At 64.0% G+C, this 19,341-nt stretch carries 19 protein-coding genes and 5 tRNA genes; 7 read left to right on the forward strand and 17 right to left on the reverse strand.

Annotation, left to right across the window (positions count from 1 at the left end; genetic code table 11):
* Positions 1–14: 14 nt before the first annotated feature.
* The 3 genes from ACX9OT_RS10700 to ACX9OT_RS10710 all read right to left on the reverse strand — a co-directional run bounded on the left by ACX9OT_RS10700 (position 15) and on the right by ACX9OT_RS10710 (position 448).
* Positions 15–88: transfer RNA gene (locus tag ACX9OT_RS10700), tRNA-Cys, on the reverse strand.
* Positions 89–154: 66 nt separating this feature from the next.
* A tRNA-Gly gene (locus tag ACX9OT_RS10705) sits at positions 155–230 on the reverse strand.
* Between the two features lie 142 nt (positions 231–372).
* A tRNA-Gly gene (locus ACX9OT_RS10710) sits at positions 373–448 on the reverse strand.
* Positions 449–578: 130 nt separating this feature from the next.
* On the opposite strand from ACX9OT_RS10710, the gene ACX9OT_RS10715 reads away from it, so the two are divergent.
* From ACX9OT_RS10715 to ACX9OT_RS10730, 4 genes are all read left to right on the forward strand, one after another.
* Positions 579–980 (forward strand): hypothetical protein, encoded by a 402-nt coding sequence (locus ACX9OT_RS10715; RefSeq protein ID WP_459002014.1) that lies wholly within the window; start codon positions 579–581, stop codon positions 978–980.
* The gene (locus tag ACX9OT_RS10720) at positions 973–1,449 is read left to right on the forward strand and encodes a hypothetical protein (RefSeq protein ID WP_459002016.1); all 477 of its coding nucleotides are present in this window, start codon (positions 973–975) and stop codon (positions 1,447–1,449) included. Before ACX9OT_RS10715 ends, ACX9OT_RS10720 begins: the two co-directional genes overlap by 8 nt.
* Before the next feature lie 176 nt (positions 1,450–1,625).
* On the forward strand, positions 1,626–3,881 hold the full coding sequence (locus ACX9OT_RS10725; RefSeq protein WP_459002018.1) for a T6SS immunity protein Tdi1 domain-containing protein: 2,256 nt from the start codon (positions 1,626–1,628) through the stop codon (positions 3,879–3,881).
* On the forward strand, positions 3,882–4,325 hold the full coding sequence (locus ACX9OT_RS10730) for a hypothetical protein (protein WP_459002020.1): 444 nt from the start codon (positions 3,882–3,884) through the stop codon (positions 4,323–4,325).
* Between the two features lie 9 nt (positions 4,326–4,334).
* Here ACX9OT_RS10730 and ACX9OT_RS10735 read toward each other — a convergent pair whose 3' ends face one another.
* The 4 genes from ACX9OT_RS10735 to ACX9OT_RS10750 are packed head-to-tail and all read right to left on the reverse strand — an operon-like array spanning position 4,335 to position 8,584.
* Positions 4,335–5,249 (reverse strand): HlyD family secretion protein, encoded by a 915-nt coding sequence (locus ACX9OT_RS10735; protein WP_071228369.1) that lies wholly within the window; start codon positions 5,247–5,249, stop codon positions 4,335–4,337.
* Positions 5,246–5,974: an ABC transporter ATP-binding protein gene (locus ACX9OT_RS10740; RefSeq protein ID WP_032128913.1), complete on the reverse strand. Its 729-nt coding sequence runs from the start codon at positions 5,972–5,974 to the stop codon at positions 5,246–5,248. The genes ACX9OT_RS10735 and ACX9OT_RS10740 overlap by 4 nt, the downstream gene beginning before the upstream one ends.
* A gap of 10 nt (positions 5,975–5,984) precedes the next feature.
* Positions 5,985–7,124 carry an ABC transporter permease gene (locus ACX9OT_RS10745; RefSeq protein ID WP_071228370.1) on the reverse strand — a complete coding sequence of 380 codons (1,140 nt, stop codon included), beginning with the start codon at positions 7,122–7,124 and terminating at the stop codon, positions 5,985–5,987.
* Entirely contained in the window at positions 7,121–8,584 is a 1,464-nt protein-coding gene (locus ACX9OT_RS10750; RefSeq protein WP_459002024.1) for an efflux transporter outer membrane subunit, read from the reverse strand. The genes ACX9OT_RS10745 and ACX9OT_RS10750 overlap by 4 nt, the downstream gene beginning before the upstream one ends.
* Before the next feature lie 190 nt (positions 8,585–8,774).
* Between ACX9OT_RS10750 and ACX9OT_RS10755 the strand changes: the two genes are divergently transcribed.
* Complete coding sequence (locus ACX9OT_RS10755) at positions 8,775–9,122, forward strand: hypothetical protein (protein WP_050509834.1); 348 nt, start codon at positions 8,775–8,777, stop codon at positions 9,120–9,122.
* A gap of 67 nt (positions 9,123–9,189) precedes the next feature.
* On the opposite strand, the gene ACX9OT_RS10760 is transcribed toward ACX9OT_RS10755, so the two are convergent.
* The 4 genes from ACX9OT_RS10760 to ACX9OT_RS10775 all read right to left on the reverse strand — a co-directional run bounded on the left by ACX9OT_RS10760 (position 9,190) and on the right by ACX9OT_RS10775 (position 12,237).
* A tRNA-Gly gene (locus ACX9OT_RS10760) sits at positions 9,190–9,265 on the reverse strand.
* Positions 9,266–9,379: 114 nt separating this feature from the next.
* Complete coding sequence (locus ACX9OT_RS10765) at positions 9,380–10,663, reverse strand: type II toxin-antitoxin system HipA family toxin (RefSeq protein WP_459002026.1); 1,284 nt, start codon at positions 10,661–10,663, stop codon at positions 9,380–9,382.
* Positions 10,656–10,973, reverse strand: coding sequence for a helix-turn-helix domain-containing protein (locus ACX9OT_RS10770; RefSeq protein WP_180844468.1), 318 nt, complete (start codon positions 10,971–10,973; stop codon positions 10,656–10,658). The genes ACX9OT_RS10765 and ACX9OT_RS10770 overlap by 8 nt, the downstream gene beginning before the upstream one ends.
* 157 nt (positions 10,974–11,130) lie before the next feature.
* Entirely contained in the window at positions 11,131–12,237 is a 1,107-nt protein-coding gene (locus ACX9OT_RS10775; protein WP_459002027.1) for an NAD(P)/FAD-dependent oxidoreductase, read from the reverse strand.
* Positions 12,238–12,751: 514 nt separating this feature from the next.
* On the opposite strand from ACX9OT_RS10775, the gene ACX9OT_RS10780 reads away from it, so the two are divergent.
* A complete protein-coding gene (locus ACX9OT_RS10780; RefSeq protein ID WP_459002029.1) occupies positions 12,752–13,456 on the forward strand; it encodes a hypothetical protein in 705 nt (234 codons plus the stop codon).
* 136 nt (positions 13,457–13,592) lie between these two features.
* Here ACX9OT_RS10780 and ACX9OT_RS10785 read toward each other — a convergent pair.
* Positions 13,593–13,668: transfer RNA gene (locus ACX9OT_RS10785), tRNA-Gly, on the reverse strand.
* A 110-nt stretch (positions 13,669–13,778) separates the two neighbouring features.
* On the opposite strand from ACX9OT_RS10785, the gene ACX9OT_RS10790 reads away from it, so the two are divergent.
* Positions 13,779–14,066 carry a DUF7710 domain-containing protein gene (locus ACX9OT_RS10790; protein WP_459002031.1) on the forward strand — a complete coding sequence of 96 codons (288 nt, stop codon included), beginning with the start codon at positions 13,779–13,781 and terminating at the stop codon, positions 14,064–14,066.
* 75 nt (positions 14,067–14,141) lie between these two features.
* Here the strand turns inward: ACX9OT_RS10790 and pgsA are convergent, their stop codons facing one another.
* Genes pgsA through kdsB form a run of 5 tightly spaced genes read right to left on the reverse strand, consistent with a single transcriptional unit; the run spans position 14,142 to position 19,295 of the window.
* A complete protein-coding gene (gene pgsA, locus ACX9OT_RS10795) occupies positions 14,142–14,768 on the reverse strand; it encodes a CDP-diacylglycerol--glycerol-3-phosphate 3-phosphatidyltransferase (protein WP_459002033.1) in 627 nt (208 codons plus the stop codon).
* An 18-nt stretch (positions 14,769–14,786) separates the two neighbouring features.
* Positions 14,787–16,631, reverse strand: a complete 1,845-nt coding sequence (uvrC, locus tag ACX9OT_RS10800; RefSeq protein ID WP_071228378.1) for an excinuclease ABC subunit UvrC — start codon at positions 16,629–16,631, stop codon at positions 14,787–14,789.
* Positions 16,628–18,040, reverse strand: coding sequence for a hypothetical protein (locus ACX9OT_RS10805; RefSeq protein ID WP_423174066.1), 1,413 nt, complete (start codon positions 18,038–18,040; stop codon positions 16,628–16,630). Before ACX9OT_RS10805 ends, uvrC begins: the two co-directional genes overlap by 4 nt.
* Positions 18,037–18,525: a low molecular weight protein-tyrosine-phosphatase gene (locus ACX9OT_RS10810; RefSeq protein ID WP_180844471.1), complete on the reverse strand. Its 489-nt coding sequence runs from the start codon at positions 18,523–18,525 to the stop codon at positions 18,037–18,039. The genes ACX9OT_RS10805 and ACX9OT_RS10810 overlap by 4 nt, the downstream gene beginning before the upstream one ends.
* Complete coding sequence (gene kdsB / locus ACX9OT_RS10815) at positions 18,522–19,295, reverse strand: 3-deoxy-manno-octulosonate cytidylyltransferase (RefSeq protein ID WP_317217843.1); 774 nt, start codon at positions 19,293–19,295, stop codon at positions 18,522–18,524. The genes ACX9OT_RS10810 and kdsB overlap by 4 nt, the downstream gene beginning before the upstream one ends.
* Positions 19,296–19,341 lie beyond the last annotated feature (46 nt).

Here is a 19,341-nt window from a genome sequence, read left to right on the forward strand (position 1 = left end):
CAGGGCTTTTCAATTGGAGGCCTCAAGCGGAATCGAACCGCTGTAAACGGATTTGCAATCCGGTGCATAGCCACTCTGCCATGAGGCCAACGTACTGCGCGCCAGGAACGGAGCCCTGACAAGACAAAACCCCATGATGGGGCCTGTCGGAACATGGAGCGGGAAACGAGACTCGAACTCGCGACCTCAACCTTGGCAAGGTTGCGCTCTACCAACTGAGCTATTCCCGCATAAGCCGCCATGGTACCGGAAATCCGGAACACACACCAGCGATTTCACTTTTCTGACTGCGCGTAAAGCCTTGTGGCCCAACGTGCCCCGCCTTGCCGTGGCGGGAGAAAAACAAGGCCCCTACCGGGGCCCTGTAGAATCTGGAGCGGGAAACGAGACTCGAACTCGCGACCTCAACCTTGGCAAGGTTGCGCTCTACCAACTGAGCTATTCCCGCAGATTCCGTTCGACCTGCGTCGAAGGAGCGCTATTGTGTCCAAATTCCTTCACGCCGTCAACAGTCTTCACACGATGCGGTCATGGGCGTCCGCACTGGGGTACGCTGCCCCGCCCAACCCCGTGCGCCCATGTTCCTTCGCGGCAAGCCCCTGTTGATCGCCCTGCTGCTGCATCTGCTGGTGGCCCTGCTGTACTGGGCACTGATTCCACTGGGAATGAACTGGTATCGCGACCATTTCGGCTTCACCTCCCATCGCGACATCAGCCTTGGCATCGCCCAGTTCTATCTGTTCCATATGTTCCTCGGCGCCCAGCCACTGATTGCGGTGCTGCGGCCGCTGTTCGCCAAACTGTTGGTGCTGGCGGTTCCGCTGACGTTCGCGACCTGGACGCTGATGCACAACCACCCGCTGCGCCTGCTGTACTTCACTGTCGGGCCTGGCCTGCTGGCGCTGGCCGCGATCTTCGCCACCCTGCGCTTTGCATCACGCGGCACAGCACTTCCTGCACCGGACGCCCCTCATGCCTGAGCGCTACATCCGCCTGTTCTGGCTGCTGGTCGCACTGACCTGGTTGGCGCTGATCGCCGCACTGGTCAATGCCGGCTTCACGCCGGACTACTGGCTGCTGCGCCACCTGGAAGGCGGCACACTGCCCTACCCGACCAGCACCGTGATCGTGACACTGCCCTACCCGACCAGCACCGTGATCGTGTTCGCGCTGCTGAGCACCGTCGAACTGGTGGTTGCTGCACTGATCGTGCAGCCCTGGAAACTGGGGCGACTGTGGCTGCGCCTGCTGATCGCCTTCGTGCTGCTGCTGGCCTGGTCGGTACCATGGCTGCTGTCGGCGATGCACCAACCACCGGTGCAGGGAATGCACCTGCTGTGGTTGCTGCTGTTGGACGTGGGGCTGCTGCTGGCACTGTGCGTGGTGTCGCTGCTGAGTGCGTGGCGAAGACTTCGGCGGTCGCCTGCCAACAGTGCTGGATCAAAGTAGCCAATGACGTTCAGCCCCGAACGCTGAAGGCACATCCGCCCGTTCCGCAGTTTTCAGACTAGTTGTATGGCCTCGCAGTAGATCGGTGACGGACAGTACCTGACCCGAGGTCTACAGCGCCGGCAACGTTCCTATCTACACGCCCGCAATGACCTCCTGTCGATCCAGGACCGTCCATGCAGCAGTCGAATCACCTGATTTCTCGACCCCTCAGCAACGCAGAAGCAGACGCACTCGAGAATGCACTGCCAGCAGCACTTCACGACCTTCTGATCCGACACGGCCGATCAGTCTTCAGAAGCGGCCGAATCCAGCTCTGCCATCCGCAGGATCTCGCAATGGTGATGGAGCTGGTGCTACGGCACGATCCGGATCTCGCTCCAGAGGACACACTCGCCTACGCTTACTCTGCGTTCGGCACCATCTACTTCGTGCATGCACAGTACGGTCCGGGCCAGATCGATCTCTTGAGCGGCTCAATCCTCTGCAGGCGATTGACGGAGGGCAGATTCTCGCCGGGTGATATCGGCGGAGGCGCAACTTCTGTCTTCCGGCTCGCTGACGAGAGGTTGGACTTGATCGGCCACGACGGCCATCCAATGTTCGATGCAGCAGTGCTGAAGCATGGTCTGTTGGGTGTTGGACATTGCTACGGATTCTTCCCTGCACTCGGTTTGGGAGGCATTGCGCAACTGGACTCATTGCAGGTGGTTGAGGCACCCGTGCACTTCTCGATACTGGCCCAGCTTGTCGAGTTCCAGCTTTTCCGTGAAGCGTCGCATGGCGAACTCGTCGCCGTCATGCGACAACCGCCCGTACCGACACCTGAGGAAATCGTTGCTCACCTTTCTCCGGAGTGCCCCTTTCAGGTCGTCCGATACGCCGACATAAAGGCTGAGGTACCGCAGGACTCAACATACGCACCAGAGCACTACGTCTGGGGTGATCCCGATGAGTTGGTTCTCCTAGTTGATGGCGATCTCAAGCTGGACACACTGGATCTCGACGACCCGCTGGCCCCGTGGCGGGAAGAGGATCTTGGTGCGTACATCCGTTTCATTCTGGTTCGCGGCAATGCAGAGATCACACGCCATGTTCACAGCCTTGAAACCGACGGCGCATGCGGACTGCTTGTCTCGGGCGACCTGACGACAACCAATGCCATCGTCGGCGGACAGGAAATCCGCGTAGGCGGCAACCTACGGGTCCGCGAGCTGTTCTGGGGCGACTACAACCATGGGGAACTGCACGTCGTTGGGAACACCGAGGCAGCGGTTCTCATTCAAACCGACTACTCCATGCAATTCGATGGCTCGGTTCACTGCGTGCGTCGGATGGACGACGAAGCCATCACTGACGACGGAATTGAGCAGATCATCGAACCCGACTGTCTGTCACGCGAATCCGAGGATCCGGACAGCTTCTGGTCATTGGACGCGGGAGCCATGCTGGAAAGGCTCACTGCCGGAAAGAGCGTCATCCGTGCGGAGGGCCTGTCAGCGCCGGACCCGCTGCTATGCACAGTGAATCTGTTTGGCGACGGCACTATCAGTCCAGACAACTTCCTGCGGATCTGCGCCGAAGACATGCTTCCGATGAATATCTGCGGCTATGATTTCCATCGTGACGGCCTCTCACTTCAAGTACGAGCGGACATCGAGGATGCTGGCGCCCCCTCTTACATCATGCAGATGGAAGACCCATCAAGGAATATCGCCGCACGCTTCGTCATGGAGCGGGTTGAGACATCTGTCGGAATAATTGATCGCCTCAAGGGACGAAGGCCCGAGACTGGCTGGGGTCTCTGGAATTACATCTGCAGTGATGTCAATAGCGACCAGAGCGAATGGGCGCGAGTGGAAGCGCATGAGATCCCGCCCGCTCACGTTTCACTCGTCCTAAAAGCCTGGCAACTTCTGCAGGAAGGGGCGTCCAGCCGCCATTGGACCGCGGAGATCATTCCAGCGAGCGAGATCAAGGATCTTCTTGCGCTGGAGATCTGCCAGCCCTACGACAACTATGACGATGATGACCGTTGCGGATTCTGGATCGGTCACTGTCATGCGGCATTTCGCCAACAGGAGCAGGGACCAGATCCAGTGGAACCTACACTTCGCCTGTCTCGCGAACTGAATCAGCCTGACGGCACGAGCGTGATCGAGAGCTATTACTTCGACGTTGAAACCTGCATGGATGGCAGTGAGCGCGTCCGAATCCGCTACAAGGCCGACCAGGATCTGGAGGACTCTCCGGCTCAACTGGATCCCGTTGGAGGGGCTGAACTGGCAGGCGCACTGCGTATCTACAAGCGTGGCGCGAGGGAAATGCGCAGTGCGAATGCTGACCTGCTGAGCGGAGAAGCCCCGTACTTCGCGAGAGATGATGTGTTCGCGATGAACTTCTGGAAGCGGCAGGGCTACCTGACCCAGTAGATGAAATCCTCTTTCCAGCCCCCTGCAGCATCAAGAGGCTTCTGGCAGTTCGCACTGGTTGTGTGGCTGCTGCTCGTCTGCGCGCTCATCCATGCCGGCTTCAAGCCAGACTACTGGCAACTGCGTCACACCGAGTCCGGGACACTGCCCTATCCCATCGGCTCGGTGATCACGTTCGCGCTGATCGTCCTCGTGGAAATGACAGCGCTGGGCCTGGCTGTGCAGCCATGGCGGTTCCGCCGCCTGTGGCTGCGGATCCTGATCAGCCTCATTCCATGGCTGGGGTGGAACGTCCTATGGGGCTTGGCTGCCATGCATCAATCCCCCGTGAGCGACGTCCATTCGAACTGGCTGCTCGGCATGAGCGCCATCCTGCTGCTGGCACTGCTCGTGGTTGTGCCGGCCTCGCTCTGGCCTCGCCTGCGACGCTGGCTCGGGAACTGAGGCCAGCGCCTACTTCCGGAACTCCACCCGCACATGCTGGCCGAAGCGCGCCTTGGCCTCGCCGTCGAACTCCAGCACACACTCCACCACCTTGGCCACGCCACGCCCCGCGTCTTCGGGCAAGCGTGCCTGCGCGAACACCGGACTGATGCGCACCACGCGCGCGGGTGGCAGTGAGCCGGTGTTTTCAGCGCCATCGCTGTCCGGCACGACGGTGGCCTTCATGCCCACTTGCACGGCATCGGCATAGGCGGCGCTCAGTTCTGCACGCACCTGCAGCGGGCGTGCCGGCAGCAGCGAGATCGCCGGCTTGCCAGCCTGCACGAAGGCGCCGAGGCCCGGCACCTGGCCGACCACGGTGCCGGCTTCCGGCGCGCTCAGCGACATCTGCTGCAGTTTCAGTTTCGCGTGCTCCAACTTGTGCTGGGCCATGTCGACCTGCGCACCGGCCACGTCGACATCGGCGCGCACACCGGCCAGTTGCTGCTTGGCTGCATCGGCCTGCTGGTTGGACGACACGCCTTCGCTGGCGCCGGTGGACAGGCGAGTCGCATTGCGCTCCAGTTCGCGCAGCTGCGCCTGGCTGCCCTTCAGGCGGTCGTTGGCCAGGGCCAGATCGGCGGTGGCCATCGCCACTTCCTGCTGCAGCAGGGCGCCATCCAGCGACAGCAGCAGCTGTCCCTTCTTCACCGTGGCACCCTCCTTCACCGGCGCGGCGGTGATCGAGCCATCCACTGGCGGCGCCAGCGCGATCAGGCCACCCTCGACGTCGATGATGCCGCGCGCCACCGCGACCTTTCCGGCGGTGGCAGTGCCGGCTTTACCTGCAGGTGCTTGGGCAGGCGCGTCCTTGGAACAGGCGCCGAGCAGCGCCGCCGCGGACAGTACCAGGCTGAAGGGAAGCAGGTGCAACGTCTTGGTCATGGGGCGGACTCTACAGTTTCGTTCTGGCGGCGGTCATCACGGACCATGCCGTCTTCCATGGCGATCACCCGATCGGCATGCCGGATCAGGCGCGGATCGTGGCTCACGCACAACACGGTGGCGCCGTGCGCACGTGCGTAGCGATGCAGGATGTCGATCACGCGCTGGCCGTTCTCGGCGTCCAGCGCGCTGGTGGGTTCGTCGGCGAAGATCAGCGTCGGCGACTTGGCGAAGGCGCGCGCAACGGCCACGCGCTGCTTCTCACCACCGGACAGCTGCGCCGGTCGCATGTGGCTGCGGTGGCTGAGGCCCACCTCGTCCAATGCCTTGCGGGCCAGCGGTTCGCTTTCGCGATTGCTCATGCCGCGATAGCCCAGCGGCAGCTGCACCTGTTCCAGTGCGGTCAGTGCCGGGAACAGATTGAAGCCCTGGAACACGAAGCCGACATGGTGCAGGCGGAAGCGCTCCACTTCACTGCGCGTCATGTGGCCCACATCCTGCCCGAGCGCGTGCACGCGGCCGCCATCGGGCGCAGACAACCCAGACAGCAACGACAGCAGCGTGCTCTTGCCGCAACCGGATGGGCCCGATACCAGGGTCAGTTCACCGGGATAGATGTCCAGCGACAGGCCACGCAGCACCGGCACCTGTACATCGCCGGACATGAAACCCTTTTCAAGTGCGTCGGCCTGCAGGGTCGGGGCGACGGCGCGTATGGAAGTCATCGGCCGGTCCTCAACGCAACAGCAACGATGGATCGGAGCGGACGACACTGCGTACCGCCATGATGCTCGACAGCATGGCCATCACCGCGACCAGTGCAACGCAACCGATGATCACCATCGGTGTCAGCTGCACCGGCACGCGCTGGGTCTGTGCGATCAACAACACCACGGTGCTGAACGCCGCCGCCAGCAACATGCCCACGCCGCCGATCAGCAGCGCCTGCTCGAACACCACCCGCGCCAGCGCATAGCGCCCGGCACCGAGTGCATTGAGCGTGGCGTACTCGCGCACCGAACCGGCCACCACCGAAGCAAACGACTGGTTGGTGATCACCGCGCCGACGAAGCAGACGATGACGGCCATGAACAACACTGCGATGCCGGCACCGGTATCGAACAGCCAGTATTGCTGCGAGCGGCTGGCGAACTCCGGTGCGGTCCAGAACTCGACCGGCGTGGCCTGCCCCATCGACGTGGCCAGGCGGTCGCGCACACGGTCGGCCAGGTCCGGCGAACGCAGGCCCGCCACGAAATAGGTACTGCCCTCGTGCGGATCGGTACCCGCGATGGCGCGCGCGGTATCCAGCGAGGCCAGCACGTTGACGCCACCAAGGCCACGCAGGCCCGGTTGTGCCGCGACCACGCGCACTGCCTTGCCATTGATCCACGCACGGTTGTTCTGCAGGTCCACGCCCAGCGTATCCAGATCGGCGCTATCGACGATCACCGCACCGGGTTCGCGCAGCTGCACGCGCAGGTCGGCGGGCAGGATGCGCGCGAACATCATCGCGTCGCCTTGGGTGGAGATGCCGGACAGATACACAGACACGTTACCGGTACCCTGCGCGCTGGAACGCCATTCGCCATCGACCCATTCGTAGGGTTCGACGCGGGTGACATCCGGGTCCATGCGCAGGTGGCTTTCCACATCCGCACTGATTGCATGGCCGTAGTTCACGCTCTGGGTGCCGGGGAAACCGGCCCAGATATCAGCCGAAGATGCCTTCACGTAGATCGCGGCGGTACCGAAGATACCCAGCACCAGCGCCGCCTGCACGATCAGCAGCACGCCAGCGAAGCACATCGCCAGCACTACCGGCAGGAACCGGCGCCACTCATAGGCCAGGGTCTTTCGGGCCAGCGCAATCATTGCGACGCGTCCTCGGCTTCGACCGGCAGCGGTGCACCGCCAAGCGCGCGGTACAGCGAAGCAAACGCGAGCACGCGTGCGCCCTGCGCACCGATCAGGTCGGCCTGCGAGGCGAGTGCAGCACGCTGCGTGTCGAGCCCATCGAACTCGCTGGACAGGCCCAACTGCACCTGCCGCGCCTGGCGCTTGACCTGCTGGCCGGCGGCATCATCGGCCGCGCGCAGCGCCTGGATGCTGCTGTCCTGCCGCGCCAGGCTGCCGAGCGCGCCTTCCACTTCGCTCACGCCTTCCAGTACCGCTTTGCGGTAACCGAGCAACGCGGCATCCAGCTGCTTTTCATCGGCATTGAAGCGCGCGCGGCGCTGGCCCCAATCCCACAGCGGGATATCGATGTATGGGCCGATCGAGGGACTGGAGTCGGAATTGGAGCGCGCGTTCTGGGTGAGGTTGTAGGCGTACAGGATCGAGCCGCCTAGGCTGACCCGCGGATACATCGCGGCACGTGCGGAGCCCTTGCTGGCCGCCGCCTGCATCACCTCCGTTTCGGCCAACAGGATCTGCGGGCGATGACGCAGCAGATCCGCCGGCACCTGCTGCAGCGAGAACGTACCCAGCTTTGGCGGCGTGCGATAGGCGCGCCAGGCTGGATCCGGGCCATCGCGGCCCAGCAGCAATGCCAGCGCGCGAGCCGCGTTGTCAGCGTTTTCCCGGGCCTGTGCGATGGCGGCGCGGGTCGCGGCCTGGCGTGCACGCAGGCGATCCAGTTCGCCAGGCTCATCCAGGCGCAGGCGCTGGCGGACCAGGGCCAGGTGCTCGCCGCGGTCATCCACCGATTGCTGGCGGGCCAGCAGGTCCTGCTGGGCCTGTGCAACGGTCAGGTCCAGATAGCTGCGCACCACGTCGGCAATCACCGCCACCTGCGCGGCATTGCGCAGCGCCTCGGCATTGCCGGCCGAAGCCTGCGCGCTCAACTGCGCGCTCTCGGCGGCACCGAACAGGCCCAGGTCCCAGATCGCTTCGATGCCGGCATGGAAGTAGGTATCGACGGCGGCGGCGTCCTGCACCTGCTTGGCGCTGGCCGAGATCTCCGGCAGGAAACGCGAGTCGGAAGTGCCGGCGACGATCCGAACGGCCTGCAGGCGCAGCGTAGCCTGCTGCAGGTCCAGATTGCCGGCGATGGCCTGGTCGACCAGGCCATCCAGTGCCGGGTCGGACAGCACTTTCCACCACTGTCTGGCATCCACTGCCACGCCCTGGCCCTGCGGCACCTGGGTCCAGGTGCTGGGCGTGCGGTCAGGCAGGTCCGGAACAGGCACCGACATGCAGCCGGCCAGGGCCAGGCTTGCCAACAACGCACCAGGGCGCAGCACTGCATGCAGGGAGAGTCCGTGCCCGGCCTTGGGCACTGCCACTGAAGTGATACGCCTGACCACCAGCCCGCCAACGTGTAGAAGGAGCATGAAGGCTACCGTGCGATTGTGGAGCGAACATGGAGAATTGGTCCGAAAAAGGTCACAGCACGCGTGCGGTTCAGGCAACGCCGACCCAGTCTTTCACTACGCTTTCAATGCGTTCCCGGCACGGAACACTGGACGACTTTCACAGCGTATTGCACATTGCGGCATTGTCTTGCTTCGATGCTGCCCGACCGTGAAACGTCCCCGCCGCTGGCTGCTGATTGGCTCGATCACGACAGCGACTGTCGGTGTGATCGTGCTCGTCCTGACCACCCCACTGGTCTCGAACGCCACGCTGCTACTGATGGAGCGCAGCAACTTCATTCCCGCCGAATCCTCAATCTTCACGTTCGAGCCGTATGCCATCAACCAGGGCTCGTCGAACTACTGGTTGTACGGGAAGGACCGGACCTACTACTACCACTTCACCTACGAAGATGACGCTCCCTACGTCTACATCCCACAGGACAACCGCTGCCCCGGTTTCCACCGGCAGGATGCCCGGACCTGGTGCAGCGCCCTGCCCGGCAAGGCACGCTAGCGCGGCGGTGGTGCAACCGGTGTGACAAACGAAAAACGCCCCCTTGCGGGAGCGTTCTTCTTGAATCTGGAGCGGGAAACGAGACTCGAACTCGCGACCTCAACCTTGGCAAGGTTGCGCTCTACCAACTGAGCTATTCCCGCAGATTCCGTTCGACTTGCGTCGAAGGAGCGCTATTGTGTCGATATTGCTGCACGGCGTCAACAGGAATTTTCAGGTGAAGTGAAGGGGGGCGTTCAGGCCCCTGCGCCCGGGCCTCAGGTCCGCAGGCCAGGCCGGACTTGCCGCAGCAGAGCCACGTTCTCGTTGATACGCCCTTGGATCATGCTCAAGGTGTCTTGAGCAATAACGCTTGAATACATGCCGTTGGCGATTTCGGTGAATTGGCTGGCCACCTCGCAGATGCTGTCAATCGCCAGACTGGCGTCACCCTGCTGCACTTCTGCTTCCTCGGCAAGCCGAAGCATGTCAGCACGGGAAATCGCCAGTGCCTCCCCCATGACGTCCATCTGGTGATATCCGTTGGGTCCTTCGCAGAAGGTCACGTCGTAGGCCGGGGCCAGGCGCCATTGCCCATCCGGCGACATGATGTAGGCAAAATTCTTCGGATGGTCGTCCCGGTTGTTGAAGGCGACGTTGAAGACCGCACGCGCGAAGGCCACGGCCATTTGCCGCACGTCATTGGTACACAGCTGGGTCGCGCGCAGGAAGTTGACATAGTCCAAGGACCCCGCCGTCTGGTAGTTGGCGCCCGTGAATGCGGCAAGACTCTGCATGGGTACACGCAACCCATCGTGGCGATCAAAGCGCTTGCTGGCGAACGCGGCCAGCCCATTGGGCAGGCTGAAGTACTGCGTGTCCGGGGTCTCGATGCCGCACCTGCGCAAGCACTCGGCGTAGACCATTTCGATGGCGCACACCTCGGCATGCTCTTCTCTGGCCGGGAACTTGACCAGCCAGGCTTCGAACCCTGGCTCGGCGGCCGTGGTGAACCCACCGAACTGCGGATCGCGATAGACAAGTGCCTTGGGCCTTGCACCTTGGGGTGAGCCGCCCACCAGCAGCAAGGTCTGCAGAAATTCGCCACCTTCTCCCCGGAGCACCTCCTGCACTTCGGCGGCAAGCTGCTCCAGCGGGACGTGGACCTGCGGCGCCTCGCCCTCGGGTGCCACAGGTTCAAACGTCATGGCCCCCATCGCGTTGCCACCGATGCAGGCCAAACGCTGGAGCGGGCCGATGCGTGCTGTGCTGATCCTTCGGCGCCTGAACATGCGGTCCATCAGCAGCATGCCCCAGCCGTCTGGCAAGGCGTCATACACGGGCCCGGGCAGTTGCAGTTGATGGTCCGGAAAATCCCGCCGCAACGGAGGGCCGGCCAGCGGCAGCTTGTACGAAGACAGCTCCAGCCCCCTTTGCCTGGCCTCGTTGCTGTACTCGAACGCGATCAGCGGGCGACCGGTCAGGGCGGTGGTGGAGACCAGCGTTCCCCAGAGCCATCGCTCTCCCCACCCCTCGTAGAAGACATTCACTTGCTCAGGCATTGCGGGGCTTCCTCTTCGTCCGGAGGCGATTCGCGGCCTCTTCGTAGCGCCGAATGTCTTCGATGCTGTCCAGCTTTGGCTGGAACAGGGCTTCGAGTTCGTTGATCCGACCAAGGACCATCGCCACGCGGACCACCGCCTCGAAGCCAACATTGCGCCCGGCCTCCAGATTGGACACGGTGTTGGTCCCAATGCCGGCACGCCCGGCCAGATCCGACTGTGTCATGCCCAACGCCATGCGCTCTGTGCGCAAGCGCTCGCAGAGTCGCTTGACGACCTCGCCGGGCTTGCTGAAGCCCAAATCCAACATAGCGCTCACCACCCTCTTCCCATGCCAGTTGGCACCCAAATTATAGAATCGACACCACTCCTGTCCAATGAATTTAATTCCCTAATTTTGTTGCTTATATGTGTATTCACGTAAATAAATACAGAATCATGGAATTAGATGGCCATCGAATTGCGCATCACGTGCGTAGGCCACGGCGGTGGAAGTAGACCTGCTCAGCGATGCGCCGCGTGGCCGCCGTATGCAGCAGTGCGTTGAGCGGCCAGTCGGCCTGCAGATGATCCATCGCCCAGCGCAGCAGGCGCTTGCCATGGAATGCCGGCGCCACCTGCCGCGCCACCCGTTCCGCTTCCCGCCCTTGCCCACGCAGATGGCGGGCAATCGCCTCGCCGACTGCCCAGCCATGCCGCCACGAGGAATGGATGCCTCCGGCGGACAGTGGTGAGACGATGCCCGCCGCGTCGCCGGTCAGGATCACGCGTTGGCCGGTGAACGGCCCATCCGGCCGGCCGCAGGGCACCAGCCCTGCGCGGGTGGCCGAGGGACGCGCCGAAGGCGGAATGCCGACCACATCGCGCACGTGCTCAAGAAAGCCATCGATATCAGGCGGCCGCACCTGGTTCGGGTCATGGCGCAGCGCCAAGCCGACCTGCAGCCCGGTCGGGTTCTGTGCGACCCACCCGATGTAACCCGGTGCAAAGCGCTTGCTGACGAAGCAATGGAGTGCGTCGCCCTGCGGCAACTGGAGGCCGGCGAACTCACGTTCCACGCCGTAGAGGTTGTCAGGCACCTTGCCGAGCCCGGTGCGCGGGGCAACGCGTGAGCGTGCACCATCGGCACCGACCAGGTAGGCGCACCGCCCTGCCCCTTCCACCTGCCAGCCGTCACCACTGCGATGGGCGCCGGTGAAGGACTGCTGCAGGCGAAGGTCGACACCATTCGCGCGCAGCTCGCTGGCCAGCCAGCGCATCAGGTTCGGCGTATCGGTGGTGAGGAAGTAATAGCCCGGTGCTGCCAGCAGCACGCTGCGCAGGTTCGGCGCATACAGACGCACATTGGCAACGCGTTGCACCAGGTGTTCCGGCATTCGCCCCAGCCAGGTCTGCTCCATCACCTCCTTCACCACGATGCCGGTGGTGTGCAGGCGCTCGCCAGGGTCGGCCTTGCGTTCGAGTACGCAGACGCGCAGGCCGTATTGGGCAGCGGCAAGCGCGCAGGCGGCACCGGCGAAACTGGCGCCGACGATGACCACATCGTGGTCGTAGGCGGAGGATTGATGAAGCATCGCGGCGTCACCCTTGGAACGAAGGATGCAGCATCCAACCTTCATGTGGTGGGGCGATGGAGCGACGGTGAAGTGGCAATGAAGCGCGTTGGACGCAAACGAAAAACGCCCCCTTGCGGGAGCGCTTTTCTTGAATCTGCAGCAGGAAACGAGACTCGAAGTCGCGACCTCAACCTTGCAAGGTTGCGCTCTACCAACTGGTCTATTCCCTCCGGCATCGACCGATCTGCGTCGGAGGACTGGCACTGTTCCAAAGGCTGACAGGCCCCTCCTCGTCGCTCGGAAATGCCCTGGTCACATTAGATTCGAACATGGGCATTTGCTGCGTCTTTTCGGACTATTTGTATGGCCCCTTTCCGCCCAGCATAGCAACGTACGACAAGCCATTCGGAATGAGTGCACTGCCAAGAGGCCGAGCAGATGCTTATTCAAAACTTCGAGACAGCCGGATTTATCGATCAGCAGGACGATTGGTTTACAGGAAACTATTTCGGGTCGCTGCAGGAAGAATTACATGACTACGCTTGATGACATTGCCAAGGACCTTGGCAATACATTCCCCCATCACAAGGTATGTCTTTCACTCGATGATGTACCTCAAGATGTCGCATTGCCCAGAAGCTGGGAGAACTTCGGACTCAGGCCCGACGTCGCCCCGGTCTTTCCTGCTGGCTGGAGCTCATTCTCCAATGAATTCCCATCGACAATTGCACTGTTCAACGACTGCCTGCTGGGCACAGCACTGCTACTAGGTGATGAAGTTGAATTGGCGTACATCTTTCACGACGGAGATGGTCTCTACTACTACGTAGGGGGAAAGCCCGTCGAAGGTGAAGCCGCAGAGACCTTCGAGTTCAAGCATCTGCCCAGGAGACTGCAGGACTTCTATCGCGAAGTGCACGACGGATATACCTTCTTTCCTGCACGCTCCATGGGCCCGCAACGCCTTGGCGACCAGTCACGGATCTCCGAACTGGTCGACGAGTCAGACGACTCCTTTGCAGCAGGTTGGATCACCGTATTCTCAAACGGCGGCGGAGACTATGTCGCAGTAAACGCCGACAACCATGGTGATTCGGATGGCCTGATTTGGTGGCATGAGAATCCTGAAATTCCAGAATTCGACATTGATGTCTTCAGCGTCATGGATGCATGGATGAAAATTTTTCTGGAGGACACCAAGCCTCGCGAGCCAAGGACCAAGTCTGGTGCGCGATGATGATCGACCGGCCTGACAGGCCGGATGTTGGGGACACCACATCGAGCAACCCTCATACCCCGGCCGAAATCACCTCAGGGCACTTTGATGGCCCATAACGAAAAACGCCCCCTCGCGGGAGCGTTTTTCTTGAATCTGGAGCGGGAAACGAGACTCGAACTCGCGACCTCAACCTTGGCAAGGTTGCGCTCTACCAACTGAGCTATTCCCGCTTGGGAGGCGAAATTTTACCTGTTCTGGAGATGGCGTCAAGCGCTTTTTCCGGGGCCTCACGAAGTCACTGAAATGCTGATTCCACGCATGGCGTGGATCTACCAAGGAGATGAGCATCAACACCGAAATCCATGGCATCTGGGTCTTCCACGGCGCAGGCGCGCGCTTCGCCGGAGGTGTCTTCGTCAGCCGGGAGTCGGGACTGACATGGGCGGCCAAGCACTCCCTGACAGGCGTACTGACTTGCTATCCATTGAATGAAGGCGCGTACGACTGGGCGCTACGCTTGGGCACCTTCACGCCCAAGTGCCCAGAGCAATGCGAAGCCCTCTTCATTGGACGGTTTACATGCGCGTCGATGGAGCATGTACACGTCGAAGACGGCATACCTCAGTAGATGCACGCCATGCGTGGATAGACGCACCGATGGGGTCAGAGCCCTTTCCTGCGGAAAGGGATCCGACCCCGGGGCTCAGTTGCCCAGCTTCTTCTGCCGCGCACGCTCGCGCGCCGCGCGCTCGTCATCACGCAGGCTCGGCCAGGCGGCGTGCAGGTACTGCAGGCCCGACCACAGGGTCAGCACCGCGGCGATCGCCAGGGTCCAGTCGCCGATGTGGAACACCGGCCAGCCCATCCAGATGTCTTCCACCGGCACGTTCGGTGCCACCGAATACAGCAGGCAGAGCAGCGCGACCATCTGCGCCGTGGTCTTGACCTTGCCGATCATCGCCACGCGCACCTTGGCGCGCTGGCCCAGCTCGGCCATCCATTCGCGCAGCGCCGACACCGCGATCTCACGACCAACGATTACCGCCGCCCAGAACGCCATCCACGGCGTCGGGTGACCCTGCACGATCAAGAACAGCGCCACCGCCACCATCAGCTTGTCCGCGACCGGGTCAAGGAAGGCGCCGAAGGCCGATTCCAGCTGGTAACGGCGTGCGATCCAGCCATCGAGCCAATCGGTGATCGCGGCCAGGCCGAAGATCGCCGCCGAAGCGAAGTTGGTCCAGGTGCAGGGCAGGTAGAACACCAGCACCAGCACCGGGATCATCACGATCCGCAACAACGTCAGCCAGGTGGGCAGGGTCAACTTCATGCTTGCGTGCTTCTCTCTCTACTCGGCCGCATCAGGCGTGGCCAACCCGTGCAGGTTAGCGTAGATACGTGCCGCGAGGGCATCATTGATGCCTTCCACCTTGGCGATTTCCGCTTCACCAGCGGCTTTCAGGCCCACCAGGCCGCCGAAATGCTTGAGCAGGCTGGCGCGGCGGCGCGGCCCGATACCAGGGATGTCCTCCAGCTTGCTGGTCATCCGCGCCTTCTGGCGGCGGCCGCGGTGGCCGGTGATGGCGAAGCGGTGCGCCTCATCGCGCACCTGCTGGATGAACTGCAGCGCCGGATTGGCCGCGCCCGGGCGCAGCTCGCGGCCATCGGGCATCACCAGCGCTTCGTGGCCGGCGCGGCGTTCCACGCCCTTGGCCACGCCCACCAGCAACACGCCTTCCACGCCCAGGTCGGCCAGCGCGGCCTGGGCCTGGGCCAACTGGCCGGCGCCGCCGTCGATCAGCAGCACGTCCGGCAGCACGCCCTGCTCTTCCACCGCACGGCGGAAACGGCGGTCGATGGCCTGGCGCATGGCGGCGTAGTCGTCGCCCGGCTCGATGCCGCTGATGTTGAAGCGGCGGTACTGTGCGCGCACCGGACCGGCGGCGTCGAACACCACGCATGAGGCCACGGTGGCCTCACCCATGGTGTGGCTGATATCGAAACATTCAACACGCTTGACCGGCTCGGCCAGGCCCAGCATGTCGCGCAGTGCATCGCTGCGCGCGTGCTGCGCGTTGCGGCTGTTGAGTTCGGTCGCCAGGGTCAGCTGCGCGTTGCGGCTGGCCAGTTCCACATAGCCGGCGCGTTCGCCGCGCACGTTCCACTTCAGCTGCACCTTGCGCTCGGCCGAGGCCGACAGCGCGGCGACCAGCAGGTCGGCGTCGGGAATCTCGCGGTCCAGCAGGATCTCGCGCGGCGGCTCGAATTCGATGTAGTACTGCGAGACGAACGCGGCCAGCACTTCCTCCGGGCTCTCCTCGCCATTGGTACGTGGGAAGAACGGGCGGGTACCGAGGTTGCGGCCATCGCGGAAGGCCAGCAGCAGCACGCAGGCCTGCGAACCCTGCATGGCCACCGCCAGCACGTCCAGATCCGCGGCACGGCCATCCACGTACTGGCGGGTCTGCATGCTGCGCAGCGAGGAGATCAGGTCGCGCAGGCGCGCGGCCTGCTCGAACTCCAGTGCCTCGCTGGCGGCCTGCATCTGCTCGCCCAGTTCGCGGGTCAGCTCGTCGCTCTTGCCTTCCAGGAACAGTGCGGCGCGACGCACCGACTCGGCGTAGTCCGGCGCCGGCACCAGCTCCACGCAGGGCGCGCTGCAGCGACCGATCTGGTACTGCAGGCACGGCCGCGAGCGGTTGCGGAACACGCTGTCCTCGCAGCTGCGCAGCTTGAACAGCTTGTGCATCAGGTTCAGCGTTTCACGCACCGCGGTGACGCCGGGATACGGCCCGAAATAGCGGCCGGGAATGGCGCGCGGGCCGCGATGCAGCGCGATACGCGGCCAGTCCTCGCGGGTCAGCAGCACATGCGGATAGGTCTTGTCGTCGCGCAGCGAGACGTTGTAGCGCGGCGACAGCGACTTGATCAGCTGGTTTTCCAGCAGCAGCGCCTCGGCTTCCGAGCGCGTCACGGTCACGTCCATGCGCGCGATCTGCGAGATCATCGACATGATCCGCGCGTTCTTCGGGCTGCCGTTGAAATAGCTGCCGACACGGTTGCGCAGCGCGCGCGCCTTGCCCACGTACAGCAACGTGTCGTCGGCAGCGTACATGCGGTACACGCCAGGGGCGGTACTGAGCTGGGCCGCGAAGGCCTTGCCATCGAAGGCCGGGGCGGGAACGTCGGTCATTCGCTGATCGGGACTTCGCTGAGCACGCCGCTGTCCGGGTCGAATCGCAGCACGGCATGGGCGTCGGTCTCGGCGATCCACACCGCACCGGCGCCTACCGCCAACCCCGCCGGGCCATGCAGGCGTCGTGGCAACGGCTGGGTGGTCAGTTCGCCACCGCCCAGGCGCAGCGTGCGCAGGCGGCCGTTGCCGGTATCGGCAATCCACAACAGCGGCGCATCCGGACTCAGCGCGATGGCCTGTGGGAACTGCAGGCTGGCGTCCGAACGCGGACCGTCTTCGCTGCCGAAACGCCACGGCCCCTGCCCAACCAGGGTCTGCACCAGATCGCCGCGCAACTGCAGCGCGCGGATCGAGGAACCCAGCGCATCGGCCACGTACAGCACCTGCTGCACCACGGCCAGCGCAGTCGGCTGGGCAAAGGCAGCCAGATGCCCGCTGCCATCACGCTCGTCGATGGAACCACTGCCGGCGCGCCATTGCAGGCTGCGCTGGCCCAGGTGGTAGCTCCAGATGCGGTTGTCGCCGGCCATCGCGATGTGCAGCTGGTTGTCGGCGATGGCCAGGCCGACCGGATGGTCCAGCGCAACCTGCCGCGCCTGCGCGACCGGGCCTTCCACCGGCGCACCGGGACGGCCGTTGCCACACAGGGTATCGACGATCCCGGTCAACAGGTTGATGCGGCGCACCGCGTGGTTGCCGGTGTCGGCGACGTACAGCGAATCGCGCTCCAGCACCAGCGCCTGCGGGCGGTGGAACGCGGCTTCGGCGAGGTTGCCGTCCATGAAATCGGCGGTGCCCAGCCCGAACTGGCGCAGGATGCGGCCACCGTGGCTGCATTCGAGGATGCGGTGATGGCCGCTGTCGGCGATGTACAGGCGTTCGGTACTGACTGCCAGGCCCAGCGGGAAGCGCAGCGCCTGGCGCGGTTCCGGATGCAGTTCGCTGCCGCCGCGCGGCGGCGCCGACGGTGCGCCCTCGCACAGCGCGTTCAAGGCACGCTCAAGCTCACCGGGTGCACCCTGCCCGACCAGCCGTTGCTGTTCGCGGCCCTGCGCATCCAGCAGCACCAGGGTCGGCCAGGCGGTGATGCCGAAGCGGCGCCAGCCATCCCAGTCGGCATCAAGCAGCACCGGCATCGTCAGGCCCTGGCGACGCAGCAGCTTCAATGCGGCGCCGGCCTCGCGTTCGAAATCGAAGCGCGGCACCTGCAGCACCAGCGGCTGCAGCTTGCCGGGGTGGCGCGACAGCCATTGGCCGAACTCGGCCAGGCGTTGCGCGCTCCAGGCGGAAGCCGCGTTGACGAACAACAGCGCCACCGGCCGACCGCGCAGTTCGGTCAGGGTGCAGGGGGTGGCATTGAGCCAGGTGGCGAACTCGGGCAGGTCCGGGACGGGCTGGACGTTCATGGCCCGATTATGCCGGAGTCGGCGTCATGCAACAGTCGTGCCACGGCACGTTTTGCAGCATCGTCGACCAATGTCCAGACCTGTTCGAAATGCTCACTGCCGCCGGTGTACGGGTCCGGGATCGCACCCCTGCCCTGCCCGCCGGACCACGGCAGGTACAGCGCCAGGCGTTCGCGCTGGGCGGGTGTGGCCAAGCGACCGGCATCGCGCAGATTGGCCTCATCGGCACACAGGATCCAGTCAAAACGGTCGAAATCCGCGACCTGCAGCTGGCGCGCGCGCAGGCCGCCGATGTCCACGTCATGCCCGGCCGCGCAGGCGATCGCTCGCCGGTCCGGTGGCTCGCCCACATGCCAGTCGCCGGTGCCGGCCGAATCGACCTGCACCCGACCAGCCAGCGGCGAGGCGTCCAGGCGCGCGCGCAGCGCACCTTCGGCCATCGGCGAACGGCAGATGTTGCCGAGGCAGACGACCAGCAGCTTCATCGGGCAGCCAGCGTCTGCAGCAATGCTTCGGCGCGTTCCAGGTCCTCGGGCGTGTCGATGCCCGGCGGGAACGGTTCGGGCGAGATCGCCACGCTGATCGGGAAACCCGCTTCCAGCACGCGCAGCTGTTCCAGCGATTCGATCTGCTCCAGCTGGCCCGGCGGCATCGCCGCGAACTGCTGCAGGAAACCGGCGCGATAGCCGTAGATGCCGATGTGGCGCAGCCAGTTGTGACCGGCCGGCAGCGTGTCACGGCTGCGTGCAAAGCCATCGCGGTGCCAGGCGATCGGGGCGCGGCTGAAGTACATCGCCTCGTTGCGCACGTTGCGCACCAGCTTCACCACGTTCGGGTCGAACAGGGTATGCGCGTCTTCGACGGTCGTGGCGAGGGTCGACATCGGCGCATTGCCTTCAACCAGTGCCTGGGCCACCGAGCGGATACCCGCCGCCGGTGCGAACGGCTCGTCGCCCTGCAGGTTGACCACGACGGTGTCATCGGCCCAGCCGGCGATGCGCGCGCACTCGGCCAGGCGGTCGGTACCGGAGGCATGCGAGGTGGCGGTCATCGCCACCTTCACTTCGGCCAGACCGGACAGTGCGTCGGCAATGCGTTGATCGTCGGTAGCGACCCAGACCTCGCCGGCACCGGCCTGCAGTGCGCGACGTGCCACGTGCAGCACCAGCGGCTCACCGCCCAGCGGGCGCAGCGGCTTGCCCGGCAGCCGCGAGGCGGCATAGCGGGCCGGGATGGCGACGACGAATTCGGTCATGGGGCGGTACTCGGCAGGCTCGTTACAACGGGAATGCGGCCGGCGG

Source organism: Stenotrophomonas genospecies 3 (genome assembly GCF_054473855.1).